We start from the raw sequence: 24,711 nt of genomic DNA, 5'->3' as shown, positions 1-24,711 counted from the left end.
GGCTTATGATGAATCGAAAGTTTCTTCTGATTTCAGGGGTCTTGTTCCTGCAAATTGCGATTTCGATTATATTAGCAACCTCAGTAACCTATGGCATGGATTATGCGAAAGCTCCCAACGGTTTACAGGTTTGGGGGATCGATTTGTCTGGGCTAAATCAAGAAGAAAGTTATCAACGTCTTGAAGGGGAGATACCTCCTGAGGTCTCTTATCAGGAATCAACGTATCGCCTTATTACTACGCAGTCGCAAAAGAATTTGTGGGGGTGGTTGAGTAACCAATTTACCCCTAAAAGTAATTCTTGGTGGGTTAATGCTTTGAACAATCTGAAACGAATGGGTCCTGAACAACTATCTCCTGAGCTTCTGGTTAAAGATGAAATATATCCTCAATTGGAGAATTTGGCACAGCAACTCAATCAGGAGGGGCAGCCAGGTAGCATTCAGATGCAGAATGGGCAGTTTGCCGTTCAGCCGGGCTCACCTAGTATTTTTATGGATATTCCCACCTCCTGGGAGCATCTTAACCAAAGCCAGGGTTCTAAACCCGTACCTTTGGTTATAAACTCCAAGGACCTTGCTCCAAATGCTTCAGACTTGCTGAAAATTAAAGATAAATTAGCAGATTATACAACCTATTTTAATTCAACAAATAAAGCCCGGACGAATAACGTTCTGCTTGCGGCTAAAGCATTAAATGGCCAGTTGATTGAGCCGGGTGGAGAATTTTCCTTTAATCAGGTGGTTGGTAAGCGGGATAAAGAGACAGGCTATTTACCAGCCTCCACTTTTGTGGATCAAAAGGTCGTTTTAGATGATGGCGGTGGAATCTGTCAGGATTCTAGTACTCTTTATCACGCGGTGCAACAAGCCCATCTTCAAGTTTTGGAACGGAATACGCATTCTTTGCCGGTGACTTATGTTCCTAAAGGAGAGGATGCGACAGTGGCCTATGGATTATTAGATTTCCGCTTTCGTAATACGACTCAAGGTTATCTTTACTTTGATATTCAATCTCGAAGCAATTGGCTTCGTATTCGTATTTATGGAGTTGCTGATGGGGAACATCCGGTTCTTAATGAACCCGATGGGTATCCAATAAAACCAGAGGCTGATATGAAATGAGCCGCCAATAGGCGGCTCATTTCATATCAGATTGCAAAAACGTAGAACGTTCAGGAAAACAACTTAAAGAGATTGGTAGATAAGTTTGACGGCAACTAATAGGGACATTGTAATAAAAATAGGTTTCACTAAACCTGCCCCTTTATGGATGGCAAGTTTAGTTCCTAACTGAGACCCAAGAAGCATAAAGAACGCCATAGGTATACCATAATCATACAAAATTTTGCCGTTCCAGGCGAAGAGAATTAAGGAAATAAAATTACTTACAAAATTTAAAACCTTAGCGTTGGCTGAGGATGTCACAAAATCAAAGCCATATAGGGTAATAAAGAGAAAAATTAGGAAAGAGCCTGCACCCGGACCAAAAAAGCCGTCGTAGAATCCTAACACGAAGGCGAGTAGACAACCGACTGCTAAATTACTATGGGTTAATCCTTGAAATCGAGTCTCAAGACCTAAGTTTTTATGAAATAAGGTGTATATTCCTACTAACAAAATGAGCACGGGAACAACCTTATTTAAAAAATCCGAATTTACATGAAGAACTGAAAAAACACCTAAGGAGGCTCCAACTAGAGTAAATGGGATCTGCCATTTAACAAGTGAAACATAAACTTTTCCAGAGCGGGCAAAGGTTATGGAACTGTTTAAGGCACCCATTGTAGCTGCAAACTTATTAGTACCTAGGGCAAAATGAGGGGATATCCCTACTAAAAGTAAAGCAGGTAAGCTAATGAGCCCGCCCCCTCCGGCTATAGCGTCTACAGCCGCGGCTAGAAAACCAAAACTACATAGAAAAATTAGTTGAGTAAGCATCCTATCAACTCCATTTTACTAAGCTCAAATTGATGTAATGAACTTTATATTTCTTGACCTTTAGTCCCATTTGAAGAGTAGAAGTTTAAATCCATAGAGAAATGATGTAGGATAGAAGAAGTGGGAAGACAAAGAGGAAGGGGCTGTCCAAGTGAGACAAGTCAGTGTAAATTCACTCAAGATCGGCGACGTCTTGGGCAAAACAATTTATTCAAGCAAAGGGAGAGTCCTCCTTGGCAAAGATGTTAAACTGACGCCCTTATATATTGGTAAGTTAAGGGATATGGGAATATCCATTGTTTATATTGAAGATGCTCGTTTTGATGATGTGGTATTTGAAGATGTGATCACTGAGGAACAACGGTGGGAAGCGATGGAACTGATCGAGAAAAGTTCCCAAGCAGTTCGGCTCGGAAAAGACCTGAATGGTTTTGAATTAAAAAAAATCGTGAGTAAGATTGTTGAAGAAATCATGTTTAAAAAAGATATTTTGGTGAGCCTCATGGACATCCGAAGTCGGGATAATCAAATGTTTGCTCATGCTGTCAATGTTTGTGTTTTGTCTGCCGTCCTGGGTAAGGCGATGCTCTTAGATAAGGAAAAATTGGAAACCCTAGCGATTGGTGCATTGCTTCATGATATCGGCAAGATGCAGCTCGAGCCAGAATTAGTCGGCAAAACCGAAAACCTAACTCCAGAGGAAAGCGAACGTTACAAAACACATACCACCTTAGGGTTTGAAGAGTTAAGAAAACGTAAAGAATTTAGTTTGGTTGTAGCCCATATTGCTTTTCAACATCATGAGCATATTAACGGTACGGGCTATCCGCGCCATCTGAAAGACGCAGAAATCCACCCTTTGGCGCAAATTGTCGCGCTTACCGATATGTTTGACAAGTTAACAACGGATAATAGTGGATTAAAAAGGGTAATGCCTCATGAAGCATGTGAAATCCTGATGGGACTCGTCGGAAAGGTTTTTTCCTTAGAACATGTTCGCTTGTTTTTGAAGAATATCGCGGCTTATCCAACGGGGGTTACCGTACGTCTCAGTACTGGGGAAATAGGTGTCGTGGTTGATCAAAATCTGAGTATGCCTACTCGTCCGATAGTTCGTGTTTTCGAAGATGCAGAACTCAATTCAAGCAAGGGTAAAGAATACAATATGATTAAAAACCGTACAATCTTCATTACTGAGGTGATGAGCTAGCTTCACTTTGAGTGGCTGCACAAACTGAGGATAAGGGACAAAGCAGGCATAGGGGACGTCGAGCCAAGCAGGTTCTGCGACCATGCCAAATCAGAAGGTGATGGGCCTGACTCCATTTTTCTTGGGGAATCAGGTTTTTTAACTGTTCCTCAACAAGGTCCGGGTTATTCCCTGCGGCGAGTCCCAAACGGTTTGAGACTCGCAAAACATGGGTGTCAACAGCCAGAGCAGGGATGCCAAAGGCATTGCTGAGGACCACGTTGGCCGTTTTTCTTCCGACACCGGGGAGTTCTATTAATTCCTCAAAGCTCCCTGGAACTTTGCCCTGGTATTTTTCGACTAAGATTCGACAGGTGGCTAGAATGTTTTTAGCTTTATTATGATAAAGCCCGATTTCTTTGATTTCCTGTTCGAATTCCGCTTGGGTGACCTGAAGAAGGTCCTGAGGGGTTACGTATTTTTGAAAAAGTCGTTCCGTAATTTGGTTAACCTTCCGGTCTGTAGCTTGGGCACTCAAAATTGTTGCCACGAGCAGTTGAAACGGATTGGAAAAATTGAGCTCGCAATGAGCATCTGGATACGTCTGTTCCAAAAGCTTAAAAATGGTTTGGGGTGAGGCTTGCCGAATGTTTTTCAAAGGAAGGCTCCTCCTTTAGTTTCCTTTATTGCTCTTTTCACGCATAGCATGCTAGAATAAAATCCGTAATACGAAGAAGGTGAAGACATGCGATGGGGTTATGGGTCTAGACCTTTTTCGCGAAATGCACGATATTTTCTAGCGGCTTCCTTTCTACAATCTTTAGGTACAGGCGCCTTTAACCTCCTATTTGGAATAATTCTTATGAATTCCGGGCAGAGCGAAACCTTTTTGGGGTATATTTTATCCCTGGGTCTTTTAGCTAATGGCGTGTTTTCTCTTCCAGCAGGAATTCTTGCTGATATCTGGGGTAAGAAGAATGTTTTAATTATAGCACTTATCCTCACGAGTGGAGGGCTAATGGGACAGGTTCTTATGCCAGTTGGCCGGGCAACAGCGCTTTTTTCATTGCTTTTTGGAATGGGACAGGGTATGCTCGCTGCTGTGACCCTGCCGCTTTTGGCAGAAAATAGTGATTCAAGTACACAACCTTATCTTTTCAGTGTGAATTTTTCCCTGACGACTGCCGCCCTTGTTTTAGGCAGTCTGTGCGTAGGTAAACTACCGGGACTCTTTTCTGCACATTGGAGTTTGGTATTATTCTCAGTCTTGCCTGGAATTGCCGTGATATTCGCGGCTTTAATGGGTCAAAATGATATCAACCCCACAGCACGGAGTCGGTCGAGAACCCAAATTGATGCTCGGGAGTACTGGAGAGTTGTCAAATCCTCTCGGGTAGCCCGGGATGTCTTTGTCTACAATTTTCAGATTGGCTTAGGAGCAGGATTAGTAATCCCTTTTTTTAACATTTTCCTTTCCCAAAAATTGCATGCTTCCCTTGATCTTGTGGGCATAGTGATGTCGATATCTCAGGTTGGGGTGGCTTCGGCGGGCTTGCTCGCTCCATTGTTAATGCATAGTCTGGGCAAAGTGAAATCCGTTGTTATTTTCCAAATGCTATCCATCCCACTCCTTTTGATGATTGCTTTGCCGCAATCGTTGGGGATCGTTATTGTTTCCTTTTTACTACGCAATATATTAATGAATATGAATAATCCGATTAGCGGAAGCTTTACCATGGAGATTACTCCTTTAAAGTTACGCAGTACAGTGTCTAGCCTTGTCAGTATGTCCCAGAATTTAAGCCGGGCTTTGAGTGCAAGCATTGGCGGTTGGCTCATGGGGACAATGGGGTATAGTAGTCCTTATTTTCTAACCGCCCTGCTCTATTTGTCCGCAAGTTTATTTTATTGGCGGGTATTTGGACCTCATGAGAAGGAATCTGTTCAAGAAAGTCGAATAGGGATTTGATTTGTCCGCGTAGTTGAAGAAAGGAGAAGAAAGAATGAAATACATACGGTTCATCCATGAGGGTGCAATTCGGTTCGGTACGCTGGATGGAGAAAAAATAACGGTCTTAGACCGCTCTTTCCTTGAAAAAGAGAATCTGCCCACAGGCCAAATTCTCACTTTTAAGGATGTACAATTACTGGCTCCCGTTCACCCCAGCAAAGTGGTTTGTATCGGGTTAAACTATGCGAAGCACATTGCAGAATTTGGAGGAAGCAAGCCTGAGGACCCTATCATCTTTATTAAACCGAACACATCCGTGATCGGGCCAGAGGCTGAAATCATTGCTCCGGCGATGAGCCAGCAGGTGGATCATGAAGCAGAATTGGCTGTGGTTATAGGTAAAACTGCCAAAGATATCTCTGAAGATAAGGCCTTTGACTATATTTTCGGGTATACCTGCGGTAATGATGTAACAGCTCGTGATCTCCAGCGTAAAGACGGACAATGGACGAGAGGAAAGGGTTTCGATACATTTTGCCCACTTGGGCCTTGGATCGTTACCGATCTTGATCCTAACCATTTAGATGTTCGCGCGATTCTCAATGGCAAAGTTAAACAGTCTTCCAATACACACTATTTCCTGAATCCGATAACTAAGCTTGTGAGCTTTATATCCCAAGTGATGACCCTGCTGCCTGGGGACGTTATTCTGACGGGTACTCCAGAAGGGGTTAGTCCGATGAAATCGGGAGACGAAATCGTGGTCCAGGTTGAAGGCATTGGGGAACTACGTAATCGTATCCGTTAAAGCAGGAGGAATAATCCATTGATTTGTATAGGACACAATCAGAATACTAATATGCTGCCAATGTTTTACTCTCTTTCACGAGAAAACCCTTTACTCGATTGGGTTATCGCTCAGCCAACAGGTCATAATAAAATGCTTGCAGAAGGTAAAATTGACACAGCACCGATAAGTGCCTTTTCCTTTGGCGAGCATTGGCGAGATTATGCCATACTGCCCGACCTTTCCGTTTCAACGAAAGGTCGAGTAGGTTCAATTCTTCTCTTTTCTAAATATCCTTTGCAGCAATTGGATGGACGAAAAGTAGCTCTCACCAGTCATTCAGCAACCTCAGTAAACCTGCTTAAGGTTCTAATGAAGGAATTTTATCACAGCACACCCGAATATGTGATCATGGATGCGGGGTTAAAAGAAATGCTGGCCGAGGCTGATGCTGGATTGCTCATTGCGGACCAAGCAATTCAAGCTGCACTTGATCAGCCTAATGTTCAGATTATTGATTTAGGAGAAGAATGGTACCGGCAGACGGGCTGTTCCATGACCTACTCAGTTTGGGCTTATCCTAAATCCTTAATTCAGGAAAAAGGGGAAGAACTCAGAGAGACACATAAATTATTGATCCAAGCTCGCGATCATGCTCTAACGCACATGGATGAAATTGTCCATACCTGTGTTGAGATGCTCGGAGCAACGTCGGATTTTTGGTTTGATTATTTTCGGCAGTTCCGCTATACTTTTAACTCAGAGCTCCAACAGGGATTAAGTCGTTATTTCGAGTACTGTGTAAAATATGGTCAACTCTCGGAGCAACCCGAGTTTATGATTTGGCCTGCCGACTTCTTCCCGAGGGGATAAGATGGCTTACTGGGTTTATATTCTTCGGTGTGCTGATCAGACGCTTTATTCAGGTTCGACGACTGACCTAAACCGCAGACTCCACGAGCATAACGAAGGCAAAGGCGCTAAATACACGCGTAGTCGTTCACCGGTCGCACTTATGCAGGCCTGGCAGGTCGCTACGTGGAGTCAGGCGCTACGGCTTGAGGCGGGTTTAAAAAAGTGTTCGCGAATGTTTAAGGAAGAACTTATCAGGGATCCCCAAATGATTAAAAAATGGGCGGAGCAAACGGGGTATGAATTTCTGATTGAAGTTGTTAATAAAAAATGATGAATAGTGAGGGGGAAATTAAAATGCCAATTGTGCAGATTGATCTTTTAGAAGGGCGCACTTATGAACAGAAAAAGGCCATGGTGGAAAAAATAACGGAAGCTCTCATGGAAACAGCTGGGGCATCTCGGGAAAGCATTTCCATTATTATTCGTGACATGCCGAAACAAAATTATGCTAAAGCTGGCCAGCTCGCTAGTGAGTGGAAGTAACCAGTTACTGAGTGAAATATAAAGAAAACCCGGCTTTCGCCGAGCTTTAGCGATAAAGAAGACTTGGTCAGCGCCAAAGCGGTGGCCTTAGTCGCCTTATCCTGCCGGACTTAACCACTTGCATCGTAGGAGAACGAAAGCCGCTGGTTGCACTTATGCTATCTGCCCAAAACTTATACTTTCTTACGAAAATGGACTACATTTTCATACCTCCCTGTGAATCGGCAGGTTCATGGAAGTTTCTGTTAGTAAAATAAAGGGGGACTATCAGGAATTCTTCTGATGGTTCCCCTTTTCCTAATATCCTTTTTAGCTCTCTAATTTAATAGGAATAGATTCCGCCCCCAATAAATTCACGTAAAATGGAGTTAAAGGGAACTTTGGAAATGTCTAAGGGTTCAAAGTGGGAGAGCAATCGTAGCAGATGGATCGCGGTTGGGTACTGCGAATGTTCCTGAGGGACAGAAATTAGTAAGGGTTCGGCATAGGAACGAAGGGCATTTAACTCAAAAAGCAGGCTTGAATTGAACATTACGTCAGCTTCTTCTTGGTACGGAAAAATATTGGTATTTTCCCCGCGTCGAACGCTTGCCCATTGGACGAGGGTGTTTTCTGGGGAAATTCCTCTAAATTTATCATCACGGACCATTCGTCGAATTAAGCGGACCTCAGTTGTAGGGATCCGGTTATAGGGATCAATGTTGAGTTGGAAAAGGGCACTGACATAAATTCGAAAGAGATGGTTGCGGTCAAGTGAGGAAAGAAGTCGGGGATTAAGGCCGTGAATACCTTCCATCACCAGAATTTGATCGTCTAAGAGTTTCATCTTGGTGCCATGGGGTTTCCGCCGACCGCTTGCAAAATCGTAAATGGGGCATTCGATCTCTTCCCCTTCAATCAGAGATTGGAGATGAATATTGAGTAGGGGGAGATCGAGCGCCTCTAAAGCTTCAAAATTAGGCTTCCCGTCTGCATCCTTGGACGTTTCTTCACGGGCGCAAAAATAGTTATCTAAGGATAAGGCGACCGGACGAAGGCCGTTGACCCGAAGTTGAGTCGCAAGACGTTGCGCAAAGGTTGTTTTTCCGGAGGAAGAAGGGCCTGAAATCATAATGATTCTTACATTTTTGCGTTGCTTCAGGATCCGGTCGGCAATGAGGGACACTTTTTTTTCATGAAGAGCCTCGGCTAGGCAAATTAACTCTTGGGAGTGCTGTTCCCAAATGATTTGGTTAACGTCCTTAACTTCAGCAAGATGAAGGTTTTCGCCCCAACGTTGAGTTTCGAGGAAGGTCGCTGCTAGTTTTTCCGGGGGAATGAAGGGAGCGAGCTTTTCAGGATGATCAGGATTCGAAAAGAGAAGAATAAATCCCGGAGGGTAATGGATGAGACGAAAAGGATAGATAGGGGCGCTTCGTGGTAATGGCGGATAAAGGGAATTTATGATTTTCCCGTTGACTTCACAGTGAAAAAAACCATCATCTTCAAGCTGAAACTGCAAGTGTTGATCATCAGCGACCCACTTCTTGAGATGGTCTTCAATGCGAGTGACTTCTCGTACCGAAATGAAAGAATTATCAAATTCGCAATAGATACCATCCAGAATAGAGTAAGCTATTTTCAGCTGTTCTTGCGGAAATAATTCGTCGACACTACGGATGAGTCCAAGAATGAGGGTCTGGCGGTATTGACGATGAGAACTTTCCGGAATGCTCATAAATATTCCCCCTTTAAGCGGAAAAGATTAACGAAAGGACCCTTCCCATGTATACTAGAGAAGGAAAAGTGTCTCCAGGGAGCGAATAACAATAGATGATTATGGCTAGGAGGGAAACGCGTGTATATTAGTACGAGAGGAAATTCCTCGGAACGAACCGGAAAAGAAGTCATTGCCTTAGGAATGGTACCAGACGGGGGATTATTTGTTCCTAAACATATTCTCAAAATCGATTGGCAAGATCTTGGTAGCTTAAACTACCCTGAAATGGCTCGCACTATACTTAAACTCTATCTTCCAGAATTCTCAGATAATACTTTAGATCAAGCGGTTAATGTTTATCGCCCAGATCTTTTCGATTCTGAAAATCCGGCCCCCTTAGTCCAAGTCGGAAAAATGGGTATTCTGGAATTATGGCATGGCCCAACTTCAGCCTTTAAGGATATGGCTTTACAAGTGCTCCCACATTTGTTGAAAGAAAGTATTCGGTCAGTTGCTCAAGGAGATAAGGTCCTGATTCTAGTTGCTACCTCAGGGGATACTGGGAAAGCGGCTTTAGAAGGATTTCGGGATGTTCCTGGGATCGAGATCGCGGTCTTCTACCCTGAAAAGGGAGTGAGCGCTGTTCAAAAGCGGCAGATGACGACGACCGAGGGTGAAAATACTTATGTGATCGCCGTCGATGGTAATTTTGATGAATGTCAGTCAAAAGTAAAGGAAATATTCGGGTCTGCAGAGATGAGAGATGTCTTCCAGAAAGGGAAATATGCCTTTTCCTCAGCAAACTCTATTAACTGGGGTAGACTTTTGCCACAAATTGTTTACTATTACTGGGCTTACGCGCAGGCCGTGGCCAAGGATCAAATCAAAGCGGGAGAATTCATGAATGTTGTCGTTCCAACCGGGAACTTTGGCAATATCTTAGCTGCGTATTATGCCAAAGAAATGGGGTTACCCATTAAAGAATTGATTTGTGCCTCTAACCAAAATAACGTGCTCACAGATTTTTTCCAAACTGGAGTCTATGATCGCCAAAGGCCTTTCTATTTGACCTCCTCCCCTTCAATGGATATTCTCATCTCTAGTAATTTTGAACGTTTTCTCTATGAAATGAGTGATCGCAACGCAGATAAAGTGAAGGCCTGGTTTGGCGAGCTTCAGTCCAAGGGAAAATTTGCCGTGGATCCTCAGACCTTGAGCAAGGCCAGAAAATATGTTAAAGCAGGCTGGGCGAGCGAAGCTGAGGTTAAAGATGAGATACATCAGGTTTATACTGAACAGACTTATGTCTTGGATCCACATACGGCAGTTGCAGTTAAGGTGTATCAAGACTATGCCCAATCGACTGGGGACTCGACTTATACAATTATTGCTTCAACCGCAAGTCCTTTTAAATTTGCTGGGACGGTTCTCCAAAGTATCAAGCCTGAACAGGCGACGAAGAATGAATGGGAAAGCCTTGCCCGACTTAGTGACCTAACAGGTTGGACTATTCCAGCCGGGCTTCAAGGTCTGGAAAAAAAGACGGTTCGGAAAGTGGAAAAAACGAGTCCTGCGGAAATTCCAAATTTATTGACCCAACTTTTTCTTTAGGCTTACTTTGAGACCAATTAAGGTAGAGGATTAGTTGCAGCTTTAGGGTAGGAGCCTAGAAGTTTGGTCGAAACATTTTTTTGGTGGAGTGCCCAAAGTGCCTCTTGAATGATGGGGGAAAATACGTAGCCATCGATATCGATGAAAAAAACGTACTCCCCTAATTTCTTTTTCGAGGGACGGGATTCAATTCGGCTCATGTTGATGTTTCTCGAGGCGAATTCCTGGAGAATCTGAGCTAAGGAGCCAGGAACATTTTGGGCGATGATGAGTAAGGAGGTTTTATCTTCCGCGCTTGTTTCCGAGCTCATTTCGGCTAAAGAATGAGTGACCAAAATGAAACGGGTTGCATTAAGCATTGCATCCTGAATCCTCTCCTCTTGACAATGAAGAGAATAAAGTTCAGCTGCCCGGCGTGGTCCGATAGCTGCCCAGTTTTCTTGGACTGAGGAGATCTTTTGCGCGGCTTCGGCTGTACTAAGACAAACTATTTGCTCTGCCTGGGGAAGATGAGTTTCTAAGAAGTCCCGACATTGCCCGAGAGCTTGTTCATGGGAATAAACACGTTCAATTTGGCCCAATTTCAGGGGCTTCGGGGTTAATAGACATTGATTAACAGGATGAATAAATTCTTTAACTATATAGAGGTCTTCAGTTTGTCCTAACATATCCATCGTAGCTGCAACTTGTCCTTCAGTTGAGTTCTCAAGGGGAACAAAGCCGAAGCTGATTTCCTTCCGTTCACAGGCTGAGAGAAGTCTAGGTATGGTACTGAAGGGGAGGGGATCAGGGCGATTTTCTTTCCATTCTTTTTGCTTAGACATAAAAAGCTGAAGTGCTTCTTCCGAAAAACTTCCCTTAGGACCAAGATAACCAATGCTATTCATGTTAAATCCTCCTTAGTTGCTTGTTAGGGACTTAGTGGCGATTAGTCATCAGATAAAGAAAACCCGGCTTTCGCCGAGCTTGCGAAAGCGAAAACCGCTGGTTGCACTTATGCTATCTGCCGGAAATTTATACTTTCTGTTAGTATAAAGAAAAAAGCTTGGCTCCCCAAAGGGACGAGCCAAGCCTCGTGGTACCACCCTCATTGCCGGTTCAAAACTAAAAACCGACCACTCGAATTTCCTTAATAAGTAGGAATACCTGATAACGGAGGTTTCCGGCGTTCCCTACTTCAAGTTCAAGAACGCAACTCCAGAGTGAATTTCCGTTCCATTAACCACCAATGCTCTCAGTCCATGGCATCGGTTCCCTGAGGGTTTGGATCACGTATACTCTCATTCATCGTTATTAACGCGCAAGATTTTAAATGATTATATCAGGAAAGTTTTAAATAGGAAAGCTTTTTTATTATTATTTTATCTAATCCCAAAGATTGAACTTGCAGAATTAGGGCCCACACGCTAAAATGATTAATGGAAGGTTGGGGAACCTTCCTGGGAGATAGGTGGACGAGGTGGCAGAAACAGGCAGTGGAACGTACGCTGCCTGTTTCACTTTATCTATCCGCAGAAGGAGCGAGCGAATGGCTATTGAGATTGAACGTAAATATTTAGTGCATCGGAAATTACTACCCGTATTGGAAGATGGGCAGCGAATGATCCAAGGATATTTAGCAGTGCAACCCTCCATTCGTTTTCGAGTGATTGATCAGGACGTGATCATTAACATCAAAAGTCTGCAAAAGGATGGGAGTCGCTTCGAGTTCGAATCGATGAGACCCGAGGTGAGCTTGCCTGACCAGAAGGAGCTCCTTAAGTTAGCCCTTTTTCCTCCAGTAGAAAAGATTCGCTATCGCGTTCCCTATTCAGGACTGGTATGGGAAATTGATGTTTATCAGGGAGAAAATTTAGGATTGATTACAGCAGATGTAGAGTTGCCGAGCTTAGATTATGCAATCAATTTTCCTCAATGGATTGATTCGCAACAGGAGGTTACGATGGATTCTTGTTATTTCAATATAAATTTGGGACGAAGGCCTTTTACACAATGGAGTAGTTCAGACGAATGAATTACTAATTTTTCCTGTTTTTGTGTATAATAATTTAGAAAAGATCTTGAGGAGGGTTATCCGTGGAACACGCAAAATTAAAATCTAGATCAGAAATTCCTGATGAATACAAATGGCGCCTTGAAGATATCTTCCCTAGTGATCAAGCGTGGGAAGAGGAATTCGCGAAAGTGGAAAAGAGCTTAGAGGAAGCGGCTCAGTTTCAAGGTCAATTAGGAGAGAATGCGGACCAGTTGCTCTCTTGTCTCGTCTGGATGGAAGAGGTCGGCTCGGAACTGGAAGAAATCTATACATATGCCCGCATGAGACGAGATGAGGATAACAGGGAGGCGCTTTATCAGGGAATGACCGATCGGGCAGGAGCACTTTCGGTGCGGATGAGCAGCGCCTTAGCCTTCGTGGTTCCAGAGCTTCTGGCGATCCCTGCGGAAAGGTTGGCGGAATTCCGGAAGGCCAACCCAAAGTTAGAAATCTATGATCATTCCTTAGAGGACATTCTCCGTAAACGTCAACATGTTTTAAGTACAGCTGAAGAAAAAATACTCGCAGAAGCCGGCGAAATGGCTGAAGCGCCGAGTATGATCTTTGGCATGGCTAATAATGCCGATCTTAAATTTCCAACGATTAGAGATGATAAGGGTCAAGAGGTTGAATTAACCAAAGGAAATTACACTCAATTTATGGAAAGCCCTGAGCAAAGGGTTCGGCAGGAGGCTTTTACTACTCTTTATCATACCTATCAAAAACAAATTAATACGTGGGCAGCGACTACAAACGCGAATGTTAAAGCAGATGTGTTCTTTGCGAAGGTTCGTCATTATCCCTCGGCGATAGAATCTTCTTTGGATGATGATCGGGTTCCGCTCAAAGTTTATGACGCTTTGATTGAGACAGTTCGTGAATTTCTTCCAGAAATGTATCGGTACATGCGTCTTCGTAAAAAAATGCTAGGGCTAGAAGAACTTCATATGTACGATATTTACGTTCCAATTGTCCCCGAGGTTAAAATGGAAATTGCTTATCCGGAAGCGCTGCAAATGGTTCGCGAAGGCCTTAAACCTTTGGGAGAAAGCTATCTCAAAGTTCTTAATGAAGGCTTCGAATCCCATTGGATTGATATCTATGAGAACCAGGGGAAAACCAGTGGAGCCTATTCTTGGGGGACCTACCGGTCCCACCCGTATGTCTTACTCAACCATCAGGATACGCTGGATTCGATGTTTACAATAGCTCATGAGATGGGGCATTCCCTGCATACGTATTTCTCAAATCAGACTCAACCGCATCTTTATGCGGGTTATAAGATATTTGTGGCTGAGGTGGCTTCAACCTTAAATGAAGCCCTGGTCATGGAGCATCTCATAAAGACGACAGAAGATCCCAAGGTGTTAGCCTACTTGCTCAATCATTACTTGGAACAATTCCGTGGTACAATTTTTAGGCAAACTATGTTTGCTGAGTTTGAGAAAAAAACGCATGCTTGGGTTGAACAAGGAGAAGCATTAACAGCAGACCTTCTGTCGCGTGAATATCTGAAGTTGAATCAGGAGTATTACGGTCCTGACGTGATCTCTGACCCAGAAATTGCTCTTGAATGGGCAAGAATCCCTCACTTTTATACTTCCTTCTATGTATACAAATATGCGACAGGCTTCTCCGCGGCAACCGCCCTGTCACGGAAAATTCTCGAAGAAGGCGAACCTGCTGTGAAACGCTATCTGACCTTCCTCTCGAGTGGTAGTTCGGATTATCCGATTGAACTTTTACGCAAGGCGGGGGTGGACATGGAAACCCCACTGCCTGTGCAAGAAGCGTTGAAAGTCTTTAAGGGATTGTTAGACCGACTGGAAAAGGTTTTGGAGGAATAGACTGATCGAGCATACTTTTCAAACTGGAAAAGTTCTTACGAACCTTGACAAAGTTTATAAGAAAGAAGAATATAAAAGTGCAGATACCCCATGGGGGAATAAGTACCTGAGAAAGGGAGAATTGAAAATGAGTGAAGCTTGTAGTTCATGCTCAGCTGCGGGGAATTGTACTACCGATAGTTGTTCAACCAAACCTCAATTAACGGAAGCTCAAAAAGCCAGCCAAATTGGTAAAATAGTTGCGGTTATGAGCGGTAAAGGTGGAGTCGGGAAATCGTCGGTGACGAGTATGTTGGCCGTGAATTTAATGCGGCAAGGCTATAAAGTAGGAATCCTGGATGCTGATATTACTGGGCCGAGCATCCCTAAAATCTTTGGCATTACGGAAAAGGCCAATGTCAATAAAACTGGTGTAACTGCTCCACTAAGCAAGGGCGGTATCAAAGTTATGTCCTTAAATTTAATGCTTGAGAACGAAGATGATCCGGTCATCTGGAGAGGTTCAATTATTACCCAGTTGGTTCAACAGTTCTGGACCGATGTAGTCTGGGGAGAACTCGATTATCTGTTGATTGATTTGCCTCCTGGAACAGGAGATGTCCCGATTACGATCTTCCAGAGTATACCTGTTAATGGGGTAGTTATAGTCACGAGTCCCCAACAACTGGCAAGCATGATCGTCCGCAAAGCTATTAAAATGGCTAAAAAATATGATACGACGTTCTACGGACTGGTTGAAAATATGGCTTATGTTTCTTGCCCAGACTGTGATAAGAAAATTGAGATTTTCGGTACACCAAAGGGTGAGGAAGAGGCCCGGAAGAATGAGATTCCGTATTTAGGACAGTTGCCCATTGATCCTGTGCTATCCAGCATGTCGGATCTCGGCAAAATTGAAGACTATCAAACAGAGAACTTTGATGGAATTGTCAAGAAAATGCTTGAAGTAGTGGCTAAAGATGACGCTCAAGCTATGGCTAAAGATGCGGCTCAGTAAAAGAGGAAAGACGGTTAGGGCTTGCGTTTACGCAGGCCTTTTATTGTACTAACAGAAACTTCCATGAACCTGCCGATTCACAGGGAGGTATGAAAATGTAGTCCATTTTCGTAAGAAAGTATAAGTTTTTGGCAGATAGCATAAGTGCAACTAAGGCTTCTGCCTACGCCAGAGGCTTGGCGCAAGCCAAGTTTTCTTTATACTAACAGAAAGTATAAGTTTTGGGCAGATAGCATAAGTGCAACTAAGGCTTCCGCCTACGCCAGAGGCTTGGCGCAAGCCAAGTTTTCTTTATCTATGATCCATTAAGGTTTTCATAGGCAGGAGTTTTGAGTTCCTACGCAGAATGAAAATTTGTAGACTAACGAAACATGAAAAAAATATAAGAATGGGAGGTGATCTGCTTTGCCAGAAATTAAAGAATCTACGATACGAGATATTAAGTTGGCGCCTCAAGGCCAACTTAAAATTGATTGGGTTGAAGGGCACATGCCGGTCTTAAATCAAGTGCGTAAGGAGTTTGAGCAGGACTTACCTTTTAAAGGGAAGAGAGTGGTAGTCTGCTTGCATTTAGAGGCCAAAACGGCCTATTTAGCGAAAGTAATCCAAGCGGGAGGAGCGGATGTAACAGTTGTTGCCAGCAACCCCCTTTCAACTCAAGATGATGTTGTTGCAGCCTTAGTAGCAGGCGGAATTCGTGCTCATGCTTGGCATGGAGCAACGGCGGAGGAATATCATCAACATATCCATCAAGCGCTCGATTCTAAACCTGATTATATTATCGATGACGGTGGAGATCTTGTATCGACTATTCACCAGGAAAGAAGAGAACTTATCGCCCATGTCCAGGGTGGGGCGGAAGAAACCACGACTGGCATTCTTAGACTCAAGGCGATGGAGAAAAATGGAGAGCTTGGTTTTCCCATGATTGCGGTTAATGATGCCCAGATGAAATATTTATTTGATAACCGTTATGGTACAGGCCAATCGGTTTGGGATGGAATTATGAGAACGACTAATCTCGTCGTTGCGGGTAAAACCGTAGTTGTTGCAGGGTATGGGTGGTGTGGCAAAGGTGTGGCTATGCGGGCCAAAGGATTGGGTGCCCGAGTTATTGTCTGTGAAGTTGATGCGATCAAGGCCAATGAAGCCTGGATGGATGGTTTCCAAGTGATGCCGATGCTCGAAGCAGCAACTTGGGGAGATTTCTTTATTACGGTGACTGGGGATAAAGATATCATCCGGGGTGAACACTTTAAGGTGATGAAGGACGGAGCTATTTTGGCTAATGCCGGACATTTTGATGTCGAAATAAATAAAGTCGAGCTTAAGGCGTTAGCCAAGAAAATAAGAATTGTACGACCGAACATTGAAGAATTTAAACTGGCCGATGGGAGAAAAGTTTTCTTGCTGGCAGAAGGGCGGCTCGTAAACTTAGCTGCTGGGGACGGGCATCCCGCCGAAGTGATGGATATGACGTTTGCCCTCCAGGCTCTTTCCTTAGCTTCCTTGGCTACTGTACCCAAACCCTTGCCGGCAAAGGTTTATTCCGTTCCTCACGACATGGATCTACGGGTAGCTCGACTTAAACTGGAAGCGTTAAATCTAAAAATTGATGAATTAAGTGAAGCACAGAGAGCATATTTAGCGAACTGGGCACACAGCTGAGCTGATCTTGCAAAGATAATGGATTGTAGAACTTATCAAGACTTAGAGGGCGATTAGTCATCAGATGAATCAGACGTAGAGGAGACTCATGGTGAAGAGTGATACGGAAGCTAAAAGCCTTGTTATCCCAACTTCAGAAGGCCCCATTTTGGTTGAAGGACCAGTCGGTACTGAGCTTATGGCCTCCCTGGAATTCGATCCTGGGCTAAGGGCTTTTCGCCCACCGAAAAGGCAAAAAGAGGCTCTTCTCGGAATTATCCAGCTTGAAGAAGGCAGGGTCATTATTGCGCGCCTTGGACAGCGCCTTTTGGGGTATGTTACCTTTCATAGACCGGATTCGTTCGAACGTTGGTCGAAAGGACCCGAGCAATTAATCGAACTCGGCGCGATCGAAGTTTCACCTGAGTTTCGTCGTTTTGGAATTGCCCGAAAAATGTTAGAAGTCTCCTTTGGTGATTCTTCAATGGAGGATTATCTCGTAGTTGCCACAGAGTATTATTGGCACTGGGACCTGGAGAGCACAGGACTTCATGTTTGGGAGTACCGTGAAATGATGAGGCAGCTCATGTCACCTGTGGGGATGGTTATCAAGGACACAGATGAGGAGGAGATTGCTTCCCATCCTGCTAACATGCTGATGGTTCGTTACGGCAGTAATTTAAAGCTTGAAACCATCCTGGCATTTGAACGAATTCTCTTTGAAAGACCGGATTCGAACCGGGGGTGATGATTTGCATAATCCAGAGACAGATGAATTTCAAGCAGTTATTTCAGCAGTTCGAGGATATTATGCACGTAAAGATTCGGCGCATGATCTAGAACATGCGTTGAGAGTGAAAGACTGGGGCAGAAAGATCGCGATCGAGGAGAGGGCCGATTTACGCGTTGTCGAATTAGCAGCGCTTCTTCATGATATTGGACGCTCTGGAACGATCGAAAAAACACATGCTGAGAGCAGTGCTGCCTTAGGAATGAACGTTCTAAAAAAAATAGGATATCCGAAGGATTTAATGGACCAAGTTAGTGAAGCAGTTGTTTCGCATTCCCGCGAGGGTGGGCATGAACCGCTTACACTCGAAGCAAAGATTCTTTACGATGCAGATAAATTAGATTTTGTCGGTCCGATGGGGATTGCCCGTTTATTTGCTTGGGCAGGAAAAGAAGGAAAGCCTTTTTTTGGCCCAAATTCGTGTGAGGAATTTTACCATGAACGGGTACGAAACTATTCCCAACATCTGTTTACGCCGAGTGCCCAAGTTTATTTTAAGCCACTTTTCGATTACTGTGAGGAGTTTTGGCACCAGCTATCCTTGCTTAAAGCTTAAACGTCAGCATCACGGGTTATACTAGGATTATCTGAAGGTGAAAGGTTGGATAATCCATTGTTTAAAACCATATGGCGTTTATTCGTTGTTTTTGTCTTTATCTTTCTTATCAAAAGTACGTTTACTCCCCAGACTCAAGCGTATATTGTCTGGCCGGAAAATCCCAATTGGGTGGAACGGGTAAAATCACAAATGGATCGACTTCAAAAAGATGCTCAAGATTTACCGGCAAATGTTGAAATTGAACTTAAACGCTTATGGAAGGATGTAAAACCGGGAAATGACGCTAAACTCGTTTAGTGAAGTTGTCTAATAGAAAAGTTTCTGTTTGACATCAGGCAGATTTCAATGTAATATGAATAACATCTTAGATTCAATTTAAATTACTCTAAAAGGAGCGCGATTAAGTTATGGTTGGTATTACTGAAATCGCAGCCGAGAAAGTGAAAGAGGTCATGGCAAGTCAGAATAAAGAAAATTCTTACTTGCGTCTCTACGTCGCTGGGTTTGGTTGAGGTGGGCCGAATTTCGGCATGACTCTGGATGAGTCAAAAAATGAGGATGATATTTTGGATGAAGGTTTTGGAGTTACGATCCTAAGCGAGGAAAAACTGGCGTCTTATCTTGAAGGGGCAGTTGTCGATTATGTAGAATCTCGTTATGGTGGCGGATTCGAAATCAAAACCAATAATGAAAGTAGCTGCGATTCTGGTTGCAGCAGCTGTGACAGTTAATCTTCCTAAAGAGCTTTTTTAAAGCTCTTTATCTTTTTTTCTGGGTTTTTATCAAACTATAATAATTCGGATTTTTGAAGATTTTTCGGCATTTTTGGGGAATATTTAAGATTAGAAGATATTTTATCCTGGTTTAAAATTTTTAAGCGTTTAGTCATGTTTGCATTCATTTTTAGGGATTCTCTTGAGTATGAATAGTTAAAGGATAGTTTTAAATATCCGAATAAGCATGTAAAATGTAATTGTAGTTATTATTCCTTTGGGCAATGGAGCGTTATTCTAGTGCACAAAATGGCAGTCGAAGGCGGGCCTAAGAATCCGCCGAGGGCATACCGATGAAGTTCCTGGTGGTGGCTTTCGACGCCCAGTCGAGGGTTGCTGCTGGGAGTTAAGGTTCAGGGGGATCCGCAATGGCATGTGGGCGCTACCCTTAACCGTGGAGGCCTAAGTGCGTGGCTTCTTTGAGGTTACGGCTTAGGGTATGAACCTGCATTAGGAAGGAACTTAGTGCAGCGTAGCCTGCCTTGAGGTGGAAAAGTTGGGAAGGCGAGAGGGACTTGGATCATGTTGGCCGATATGGTTCAGTCTGCCGGAAATGCTTATCTGCAAAAGAGGCTAGACTGTTAATGAGTGTCAAGGAAAACTTCTAGAACGATAATTAGTGAGGATTGAAGTGCGGTCTCAGTGGCGATCAAGTTCTGAGTGCTGGTAACACCTCAGGCTGAGAGAAAAGGGAAACCGCCTCTAGGGAAACCGGAGGAGCTTAGCGGGAAAACCTACTTGACCTAAGCCGCAATATTTTTTCACTAATGTCCTAAAGTCCATGGGCGACACCTCTCGATTGAGAGGTGTTTTTTGGTTTTCTGATAATAATCCTAAAATTACCATTAGCGTTAGGGAGGATTATTGGTTTTATTATCGAATACTATATAGCAATAAGATACGCTGAATACTGTGGACAAGGATCACTTATGATCTCAATGCCGCAGAGCGGGGGACTCAATATGGGGTGAATCGCAAGCGATTGCGTAGGGCTTTACACCTTCTTGCCCGAATCCGTCAACTAACCTCGTAAGCGCAGAAAGGTGGATTTGTTTAATGAGTCTAGCCTCACGGAGAGTGTGGGTGGGCAGTATGGCTTTGTCCAGTGTACTGCTTCTCAGTAGTTTAGCGGGGGTACATAACCCTGCCCTAGCTTCGTTACCCACAACTAGCTTGAAGACTGTAGCGTTGACGCCTAACGCATTGTCTGGTTATTCTGCTGCAGCAACACGTAATAAGATTATAACTTCAGCCAAAAAGACTCAGATCAAAAAGGAAATATCTGATCCTAAGGTTCAGGTTGCAGAAGTAGTAAAGCAACCTGACGCCAAAACCGAGGCTGGGAACCAACCGAAGCAAGTTGCTAGTACAAACAGTACTAAGCAACAAACCCAAGTATCACGGAGCAGCAGTACTGATTCCTCCGTGTTGATTCGTAATGCAATGAGCCTTCAGGGTATACCTTATGTTTTTGGAGGAACGAGCAGAAGCGGGTTTGATTGTTCTGGTTATACTCAATATGTTTTTAAAGGTTCAGGAGTAAATTTACCACGAACGTCTTATGATCAATATGGAGTAGGTTCCGCTGTTTCTCGAGATCAATTACAACCTGGCGATTTGGTCTTTTTCTCGACTTATGCCAAAGGGGCTTCCCACGTCGGCATCTATGTTGGTGGAGGAAGTTTTATGCATGCTTCGAATAGTGGAGTTAGGACCACAAGTTTATCAGACAGTTACTATGCTTCCCGCTATGTGGGGGCAAAAAGAGTTTCCAACTAGCAGTCTGAGCATTAAAAGAGAGTAGCAATTTTGCTACTCTCTTTTTAATGCCCTACTCTTAAAAAGCCTTAGGTCTGCCTCTGATGGTGCTTCTAAAACTCCACAAGCTACTTTTGATTCAAAGTTTAGCGTGGGAGCCAGGGAACAGGTTTATATCTGTTGCACTCCCCACCGGGTTCGGCTGACGTTAAATTGTGAATATAGAGGTCGGTTTTACGACACTGCTGGGTTCTTTTGTAATAGCATTCCCGGCATAGTTCCACACGATAGTTGAGTATCATAGGGTTTTTTCCTCCCGAAAATGGTGATAGACCGTTTCGGCGATTGGAGCGGGTAAGCCTGCGTCCAGAAGTTCTTCCAAACTGGCTGTACGAACGTTAACCGTCGATTTAAAGTAGCGAAGAAGGTTTTGACGGCGCTTGGGTCCTACTCCAGGTATACCATCTAATTCAGACAGAATCATATTTTTGGCACGTTGCTGACGATGGAAGGTGATGGCAAAACGGTGAACTTCATTTTGGATGCGCTCTAATAAATGGAAGGTGGGTGAGTCCTTTTCAATCAGAACAGAAATCCCTTTTTCATTCAACAAGCCTGCTGTCTGGTGACGATCATTTTTCACCATCCCGGCAATCGAGACATTAAGTTGGAGGGAGTGAAGAGCATCAAGGGCAGCACTGATTTGGCCTTTACCCCCATCTAATAAAATCAGGTCAGGTAGGGGTAAGTTTTCTTGTTTGAGTCGGGTATAGCGACGGGTTATGACCTGACGCATAGCAGCAGTGTCATCCATGTTAACCATAGGTTGAATTTTATACTTACGATAGTTATGTCGATTCGGTTTTCCATCAAGAAATTGAACCATGCCAGCTACAGTATTGGTACCCGCTGTATTGGAAATATCAAAGGATTCAATGAGGCGGGGAGAGGAAAGATTTAAGAGTTTGCCCAAATCTTCTAAGGCTTGAAGGTTCTCTTCAATATGTCGCACTTCAAGCGTAATTTGGTCATGAAGGGTTTTATTGGCATTTTCCATGGCCATATGCACCAATTCTCGCTTCTGTCCTTTTTGGGGAGCAAGGATGGGGAAGAGATGAGATAAGAGCGAGATATCGATCGGTGGGACAAGAATTTCCTGGGGAAGTGTGATCTTATCCGTGTAAAATTGGGCCAGAAAAGAAATGAAAGCTTCTTCGGGGTCCTCATAGAAGGGGAAGATAAAGTTATCCCGGGACAATAATTTTCCTTGACGCAAATAGAAGACTTGAATACAGATTTGATCTTTAGTAAGGGCATAACCTACGACATCCCGATCAACAAAATCATTAAGGGTTATATTTTGTTTTTCACCGATTTTCCGCAAATCGACGATTAAATCGCGGTATTCCTTCGCCTTTTCAAATTCTAAGGCTTCCGCGGAATTCCGCATCTTTTGCTCAAGCTGATCGAGAATTTTATGCTGATCTCCTTTTAAAAAGGAGGTTACTTCTTTACGCATTTGTTCATAAGCATTTGACGGGATCTCTTCAATACAAGGACCGAGACATTGATGAAGATGATAGTAAAGACAGGGTTTGGACGGAATATGACGACATTTGCGGAAGGAAAAAAGTCGGTTCAGCAGACGAGAGGCTTCTTTCGCAGCAGTTGCATTGGGATAGGGCCCGAAGTATTTGCCAGAGCCTTTTTTTACTTTCCGGGTGACCATAATTCGCGGGTGCAGTTCCTCTGTTATCGTGATAAAAGGATAAGATTTATCATCTCTTAAAAGGATATTATATTTCGGATTATATTTTTTAATCAAATTACATTCGAGTACAAGGGCCTCGACTTCAGAATCTGTGAGGATCGTTTCAAAATCGGCAATTTGACTAATCATCACTTGAGTTTTGCCATTATGCGAACCAGTAAAGTAAGAGCGGACTCGATTACGAAGGATCTTGGCTTTCCCAACATAGATGATCTGATCGGTCGCATCCTTCATTAAATAAACTCCAGGCTTTTCTGGTAACAAACTTAATTTTTGACGTAAAATCTCCATTGCCTCCACACACCTCTCTATTATTCTAGTGGGTGAAGTGCCCAGATGCAAGTTTTAACCTAGGCGATTATCATAACAGCACAGGTTTATTCGTATAGTATTGAGAGAGGTAAAAACTAACAGGGAGGGATGATTATGCCGAATTCCTGGGGACGTCACCCACGTAATGATTGGCAGGACTTACAGGCTTTGGCATTTTGGGTGTTGATTATTGGGGTTGTGGGCTTTTTCATCTTTCCCACTTTCTTTAAGGATGTATATTCCCGTTTATCCGATCCTACAACAACCGTTGCCTCAGATACTAATAAGGTTAATAATTTCGGCTTGAATCTGGATTCGAGCAACCTTACCCAGGAAACTTCAAGCTTGCTTAATCCTGGATACTCCTCCAGTGTAATCAAAGGTCTATATGGGAATAACAGCGAGGTCTCGGCGGGGTATTGGGTAATATTTGTAGCTGATGGGGAATTTAAACAACTTTCGGTTACGAGTGAAACCTATACTTTTCTAACCAACTTAATTAACAGGGATAAAAACGCCGATAGTAAGAATTCGGTGATCCTTGCCGCGAACGGGCAAATCCTTAAATTTACGGTAAGTGAGGAAGTCTATTCGATTATAACCAATATGGCCGTGATTGAAACGCGAACGAAAACAGGATGAAGTTTAGACAAAGAGTAATTTCGCTCCCGCGGCAAAAAGGACTAAGCCGAGAATCTGCCACGAGTTCCAGGGTAACCGTTCAATTCCTAGCCAGCCAAAATGATCGATGATCAGGGCCGCTCCAACTTGACCAATGATAATTGCCGTTGTTGCGTTACATACGCCAATTTTAGGAATGCTCAGAGCAACTAAGCCAATGATAACGACACTCAGAACTCCACCGAGATAAAGGTACCAAGGTATAGATAACCAGCTAAATTGAACAACGGGAATGTGAAGAAACAAAACACTAATAAGGGATACGACGACACCAATGATATGAACAACTAAGGTTGCAGCTAAGAGGTGCGTTTTTTGCGCGAGCACGGAATTCAAGGAGCCTTGAACTGCCATCGCTATTCCTGAAAAGGCAGCGACGAGAAAAGGAAAAGATAAAAATTTAGACATGGAAAGCCTCCTATTTAATTATTTGAATGGTTGGACAAGTTCTCCAAGTTCGTCAAGAACTAGCTTGTATTCGATTTAATCGGAAAGGGGAAAATGTAAATGTAAAACATTTCAGAAAAAGAGGTGGCGTCGTGGATATTGACTATAATCTTGTGCAACGGGCCCAGATGCTGCTCACTCTTGATCATCCTCTGACTCAAGTAAAAGATATCCTCCTTCGCGAAGGATATCCTCAAGACCAGGTTAGCGAACTTATTGAGGCCACAGAAGAGGTTCTCAATTATTTAGTTCCACCTGAATATGATGAAGATAAAATAGGAATCGACATCCTCCATCCTGGAGAAAAAGTTCAGGATAAGAAGCCTTCAGTAGATATTCTGATCGATAAACATAGCGGGCGACTCAATCTATTAACCCCACAATATCAGGAGACGTGGAGAGTCGCTAATGAAGTGAGAAAAGCGATAAGAATGCAAAGAACAAGCTATGGTAGCTATCTTCATTGATCGTTTTAAGGCGTGGACAAAGAGTCGACGCCTTATTTCTTTTTAATCACTA

25 protein-coding genes, 1 riboswitch and 1 other annotated feature are annotated in these 24,711 nt (G+C 43.5%); of the genes, 19 read left to right on the top strand and 6 right to left on the bottom strand.

From position 1 onward, the window contains the following. The first annotated feature begins 5 nt into the window (after nt 1-5). Entirely contained in the window at nt 6-1,124 is a 1,119-nt protein-coding gene (locus VM640_RS14965; protein WP_325393618.1) for a VanW family protein, read from the top strand. A gap of 63 nt (nt 1,125-1,187) precedes the next feature. On the opposite strand, the gene VM640_RS14960 is transcribed toward VM640_RS14965, so the two are convergent. Beyond that, the gene (locus VM640_RS14960) at nt 1,188-1,940 is read right to left on the bottom strand and encodes a TSUP family transporter (protein WP_325393616.1); all 753 of its coding nucleotides are present in this window, start codon (nt 1,938-1,940) and stop codon (nt 1,188-1,190) included. A gap of 151 nt (nt 1,941-2,091) precedes the next feature. Here VM640_RS14960 and VM640_RS14955 point away from each other — a divergent pair, with 151 nt between their 5' ends. Continuing rightward, a complete protein-coding gene (locus tag VM640_RS14955) occupies nt 2,092-3,150 on the top strand; it encodes an HD-GYP domain-containing protein (RefSeq protein ID WP_325393614.1) in 1,059 nt (352 codons plus the stop codon). Here the strand turns inward: VM640_RS14955 and nth are convergent. Then, nucleotides 3,131-3,787 carry an endonuclease III gene (gene nth, locus VM640_RS14950; protein ID WP_325393612.1) on the bottom strand — a complete coding sequence of 219 codons (657 nt, stop codon included), beginning with the start codon at nt 3,785-3,787 and terminating at the stop codon, nt 3,131-3,133. The two genes, VM640_RS14955 and nth, sit on opposite strands and share 20 nt — an antisense overlap. A gap of 87 nt (nt 3,788-3,874) precedes the next feature. Here nth and VM640_RS14945 point away from each other — a divergent pair, with 87 nt between their 5' ends. Genes VM640_RS14945 through VM640_RS14925 form a run of 5 tightly spaced genes read left to right on the top strand, consistent with a single transcriptional unit; the run spans nt 3,875 to nt 7,265 of the window. Then, nucleotides 3,875-5,098, top strand: a complete 1,224-nt coding sequence (locus VM640_RS14945) for an MFS transporter (protein ID WP_325393610.1) — start codon at nt 3,875-3,877, stop codon at nt 5,096-5,098. A 34-nt stretch (nt 5,099-5,132) separates the two neighbouring features. After that, nucleotides 5,133-5,888, top strand: a complete 756-nt coding sequence (locus VM640_RS14940; protein ID WP_325393608.1) for a fumarylacetoacetate hydrolase family protein — start codon at nt 5,133-5,135, stop codon at nt 5,886-5,888. 18 nt (nt 5,889-5,906) lie between these two features. Next, the gene (locus VM640_RS14935) at nt 5,907-6,740 is read left to right on the top strand and encodes a menaquinone biosynthetic enzyme MqnA/MqnD family protein (RefSeq protein ID WP_325393606.1); all 834 of its coding nucleotides are present in this window, start codon (nt 5,907-5,909) and stop codon (nt 6,738-6,740) included. Nucleotide 6,741: 1 nt separating this feature from the next. Then, nucleotides 6,742-7,053 carry a GIY-YIG nuclease family protein gene (locus tag VM640_RS14930; protein WP_325393604.1) on the top strand — a complete coding sequence of 104 codons (312 nt, stop codon included), beginning with the start codon at nt 6,742-6,744 and terminating at the stop codon, nt 7,051-7,053. A gap of 23 nt (nt 7,054-7,076) precedes the next feature. Continuing rightward, nucleotides 7,077-7,265: a 2-hydroxymuconate tautomerase gene (locus tag VM640_RS14925; RefSeq protein WP_325393602.1), complete on the top strand. Its 189-nt coding sequence runs from the start codon at nt 7,077-7,079 to the stop codon at nt 7,263-7,265. A 322-nt stretch (nt 7,266-7,587) separates the two neighbouring features. Here the strand turns inward: VM640_RS14925 and VM640_RS14920 are convergent, their stop codons facing one another. After that, nucleotides 7,588-8,982, bottom strand: coding sequence for a uridine kinase family protein (locus VM640_RS14920; RefSeq protein ID WP_325393600.1), 1,395 nt, complete (start codon nt 8,980-8,982; stop codon nt 7,588-7,590). A gap of 120 nt (nt 8,983-9,102) precedes the next feature. On the opposite strand from VM640_RS14920, the gene thrC reads away from it, so the two are divergent. Further along, entirely contained in the window at nt 9,103-10,575 is a 1,473-nt protein-coding gene (gene thrC / locus VM640_RS14915; RefSeq protein WP_325393598.1) for a threonine synthase, read from the top strand. Between the two features lie 17 nt (nt 10,576-10,592). On the opposite strand, the gene pheA is transcribed toward thrC, so the two are convergent. Further along, entirely contained in the window at nt 10,593-11,462 is an 870-nt protein-coding gene (gene pheA / locus VM640_RS14910) for a prephenate dehydratase (protein WP_325393596.1), read from the bottom strand. A gap of 167 nt (nt 11,463-11,629) precedes the next feature. Further along, nucleotides 11,630-11,872: a binding site (T-box leader), on the bottom strand. Nucleotides 11,873-12,103: 231 nt separating this feature from the next. On the opposite strand from pheA, the gene VM640_RS14905 reads away from it, so the two are divergent. The 9 genes from VM640_RS14905 (at nt 12,104) to VM640_RS14865 (ending at nt 21,002) form a co-directional block, all read left to right on the top strand. Next, nucleotides 12,104-12,589, top strand: a complete 486-nt coding sequence (locus tag VM640_RS14905; RefSeq protein WP_325393594.1) for a CYTH domain-containing protein — start codon at nt 12,104-12,106, stop codon at nt 12,587-12,589. 62 nt (nt 12,590-12,651) lie between these two features. Then, entirely contained in the window at nt 12,652-14,457 is a 1,806-nt protein-coding gene (pepF, locus tag VM640_RS14900; protein ID WP_325393592.1) for an oligoendopeptidase F, read from the top strand. Nucleotides 14,458-14,584: 127 nt separating this feature from the next. Next, nucleotides 14,585-15,454 (top strand): Mrp/NBP35 family ATP-binding protein, encoded by an 870-nt coding sequence (locus VM640_RS14895; protein ID WP_325393590.1) that lies wholly within the window; start codon nt 14,585-14,587, stop codon nt 15,452-15,454. 405 nt (nt 15,455-15,859) lie between these two features. Further along, nucleotides 15,860-17,122 (top strand): adenosylhomocysteinase, encoded by a 1,263-nt coding sequence (locus VM640_RS14890; protein ID WP_325393588.1) that lies wholly within the window; start codon nt 15,860-15,862, stop codon nt 17,120-17,122. 88 nt (nt 17,123-17,210) lie between these two features. After that, nucleotides 17,211-17,849 (top strand): GNAT family N-acetyltransferase, encoded by a 639-nt coding sequence (locus VM640_RS14885; protein WP_325393586.1) that lies wholly within the window; start codon nt 17,211-17,213, stop codon nt 17,847-17,849. Next, a complete protein-coding gene (locus VM640_RS14880) occupies nt 17,821-18,447 on the top strand; it encodes an HD domain-containing protein (protein WP_414648010.1) in 627 nt (208 codons plus the stop codon). The genes VM640_RS14885 and VM640_RS14880 overlap by 29 nt, the downstream gene beginning before the upstream one ends. A 57-nt stretch (nt 18,448-18,504) precedes the next feature. Then, complete coding sequence (locus VM640_RS14875; protein WP_325393584.1) at nt 18,505-18,747, top strand: hypothetical protein; 243 nt, start codon at nt 18,505-18,507, stop codon at nt 18,745-18,747. Nucleotides 18,748-18,857: 110 nt separating this feature from the next. Next, nucleotides 18,858-19,181, top strand: a complete 324-nt coding sequence (locus VM640_RS14870; RefSeq protein WP_325393582.1) for a HesB/IscA family protein — start codon at nt 18,858-18,860, stop codon at nt 19,179-19,181. A 933-nt stretch (nt 19,182-20,114) separates the two neighbouring features. Then, nucleotides 20,115-20,274, top strand: a riboswitch (cyclic di-AMP (ydaO/yuaA leader). A gap of 5 nt (nt 20,275-20,279) precedes the next feature. Next, on the top strand, nt 20,280-21,002 hold the full coding sequence (locus tag VM640_RS14865; RefSeq protein ID WP_325393581.1) for a C40 family peptidase: 723 nt from the start codon (nt 20,280-20,282) through the stop codon (nt 21,000-21,002). A gap of 277 nt (nt 21,003-21,279) precedes the next feature. Here VM640_RS14865 and uvrC read toward each other — a convergent pair whose 3' ends face one another. Next, nucleotides 21,280-23,094: an excinuclease ABC subunit UvrC gene (gene uvrC / locus VM640_RS14860; protein WP_325393580.1), complete on the bottom strand. Its 1,815-nt coding sequence runs from the start codon at nt 23,092-23,094 to the stop codon at nt 21,280-21,282. 84 nt (nt 23,095-23,178) lie between these two features. Here uvrC and VM640_RS14855 point away from each other — a divergent pair, with 84 nt between their 5' ends. Next, nucleotides 23,179-23,706: a hypothetical protein gene (locus tag VM640_RS14855; protein WP_325393578.1), complete on the top strand. Its 528-nt coding sequence runs from the start codon at nt 23,179-23,181 to the stop codon at nt 23,704-23,706. A 3-nt stretch (nt 23,707-23,709) separates the two neighbouring features. On the opposite strand, the gene VM640_RS14850 is transcribed toward VM640_RS14855, so the two are convergent. Further along, complete coding sequence (locus VM640_RS14850; RefSeq protein ID WP_325393576.1) at nt 23,710-24,153, bottom strand: DMT family transporter; 444 nt, start codon at nt 24,151-24,153, stop codon at nt 23,710-23,712. Nucleotides 24,154-24,284: 131 nt separating this feature from the next. Here VM640_RS14850 and VM640_RS14845 point away from each other — a divergent pair, with 131 nt between their 5' ends. Then, the gene (locus VM640_RS14845; protein ID WP_325393645.1) at nt 24,285-24,659 is read left to right on the top strand and encodes a hypothetical protein; all 375 of its coding nucleotides are present in this window, start codon (nt 24,285-24,287) and stop codon (nt 24,657-24,659) included. Nucleotides 24,660-24,711 lie beyond the last annotated feature (52 nt).

Source organism: Desulfitobacterium sp. (assembly GCF_035539115.1).
Classification (GTDB): Bacteria; Bacillota; Desulfitobacteriia; order Desulfitobacteriales; family Desulfitobacteriaceae; genus Desulfitobacterium_A.
Note: the sequence above shows the minus strand (reverse complement) of the source record. Positions and strands in the feature narration are given on the sequence as shown.

Bases quoted from the DNA above. Each gene is read 5' to 3' on its own strand.
- VM640_RS14855 (WP_325393578.1), top strand. From the start codon at position 23,179: ATGCCGAATTCCTGGGGACGTCACCCACGTAATGATTGGCAGGACTTA.
- pheA (WP_325393596.1), bottom strand. From the start codon at position 11,462: ATGAATAGCATTGGTTATCTTGGTCCTAAGGGAAGTTTTTCGGAAGAA.
- VM640_RS14925 (WP_325393602.1), top strand. From the start codon at position 7,077: ATGCCAATTGTGCAGATTGATCTTTTAGAAGGGCGCACTTATGAACAG.
- VM640_RS14850 (WP_325393576.1), bottom strand. From the start codon at position 24,153: ATGTCTAAATTTTTATCTTTTCCTTTTCTCGTCGCTGCCTTTTCAGGA.
- VM640_RS14895 (WP_325393590.1), top strand. From the start codon at position 14,585: ATGAGTGAAGCTTGTAGTTCATGCTCAGCTGCGGGGAATTGTACTACC.
- VM640_RS14940 (WP_325393608.1), top strand. From the start codon at position 5,133: ATGAAATACATACGGTTCATCCATGAGGGTGCAATTCGGTTCGGTACG.
- VM640_RS14885 (WP_325393586.1), top strand. From the start codon at position 17,211: ATGGTGAAGAGTGATACGGAAGCTAAAAGCCTTGTTATCCCAACTTCA.
- VM640_RS14945 (WP_325393610.1), top strand. From the start codon at position 3,875: ATGCGATGGGGTTATGGGTCTAGACCTTTTTCGCGAAATGCACGATAT.
- VM640_RS14965 (WP_325393618.1), top strand. From the start codon at position 6: ATGATGAATCGAAAGTTTCTTCTGATTTCAGGGGTCTTGTTCCTGCAA.
- VM640_RS14865 (WP_325393581.1), top strand. From the start codon at position 20,280: ATGAGTCTAGCCTCACGGAGAGTGTGGGTGGGCAGTATGGCTTTGTCC.
- VM640_RS14960 (WP_325393616.1), bottom strand. From the start codon at position 1,940: ATGCTTACTCAACTAATTTTTCTATGTAGTTTTGGTTTTCTAGCCGCG.
- VM640_RS14930 (WP_325393604.1), top strand. From the start codon at position 6,742: ATGGCTTACTGGGTTTATATTCTTCGGTGTGCTGATCAGACGCTTTAT.
- VM640_RS14905 (WP_325393594.1), top strand. From the start codon at position 12,104: ATGGCTATTGAGATTGAACGTAAATATTTAGTGCATCGGAAATTACTA.
- VM640_RS14920 (WP_325393600.1), bottom strand. From the start codon at position 8,982: ATGAGCATTCCGGAAAGTTCTCATCGTCAATACCGCCAGACCCTCATT.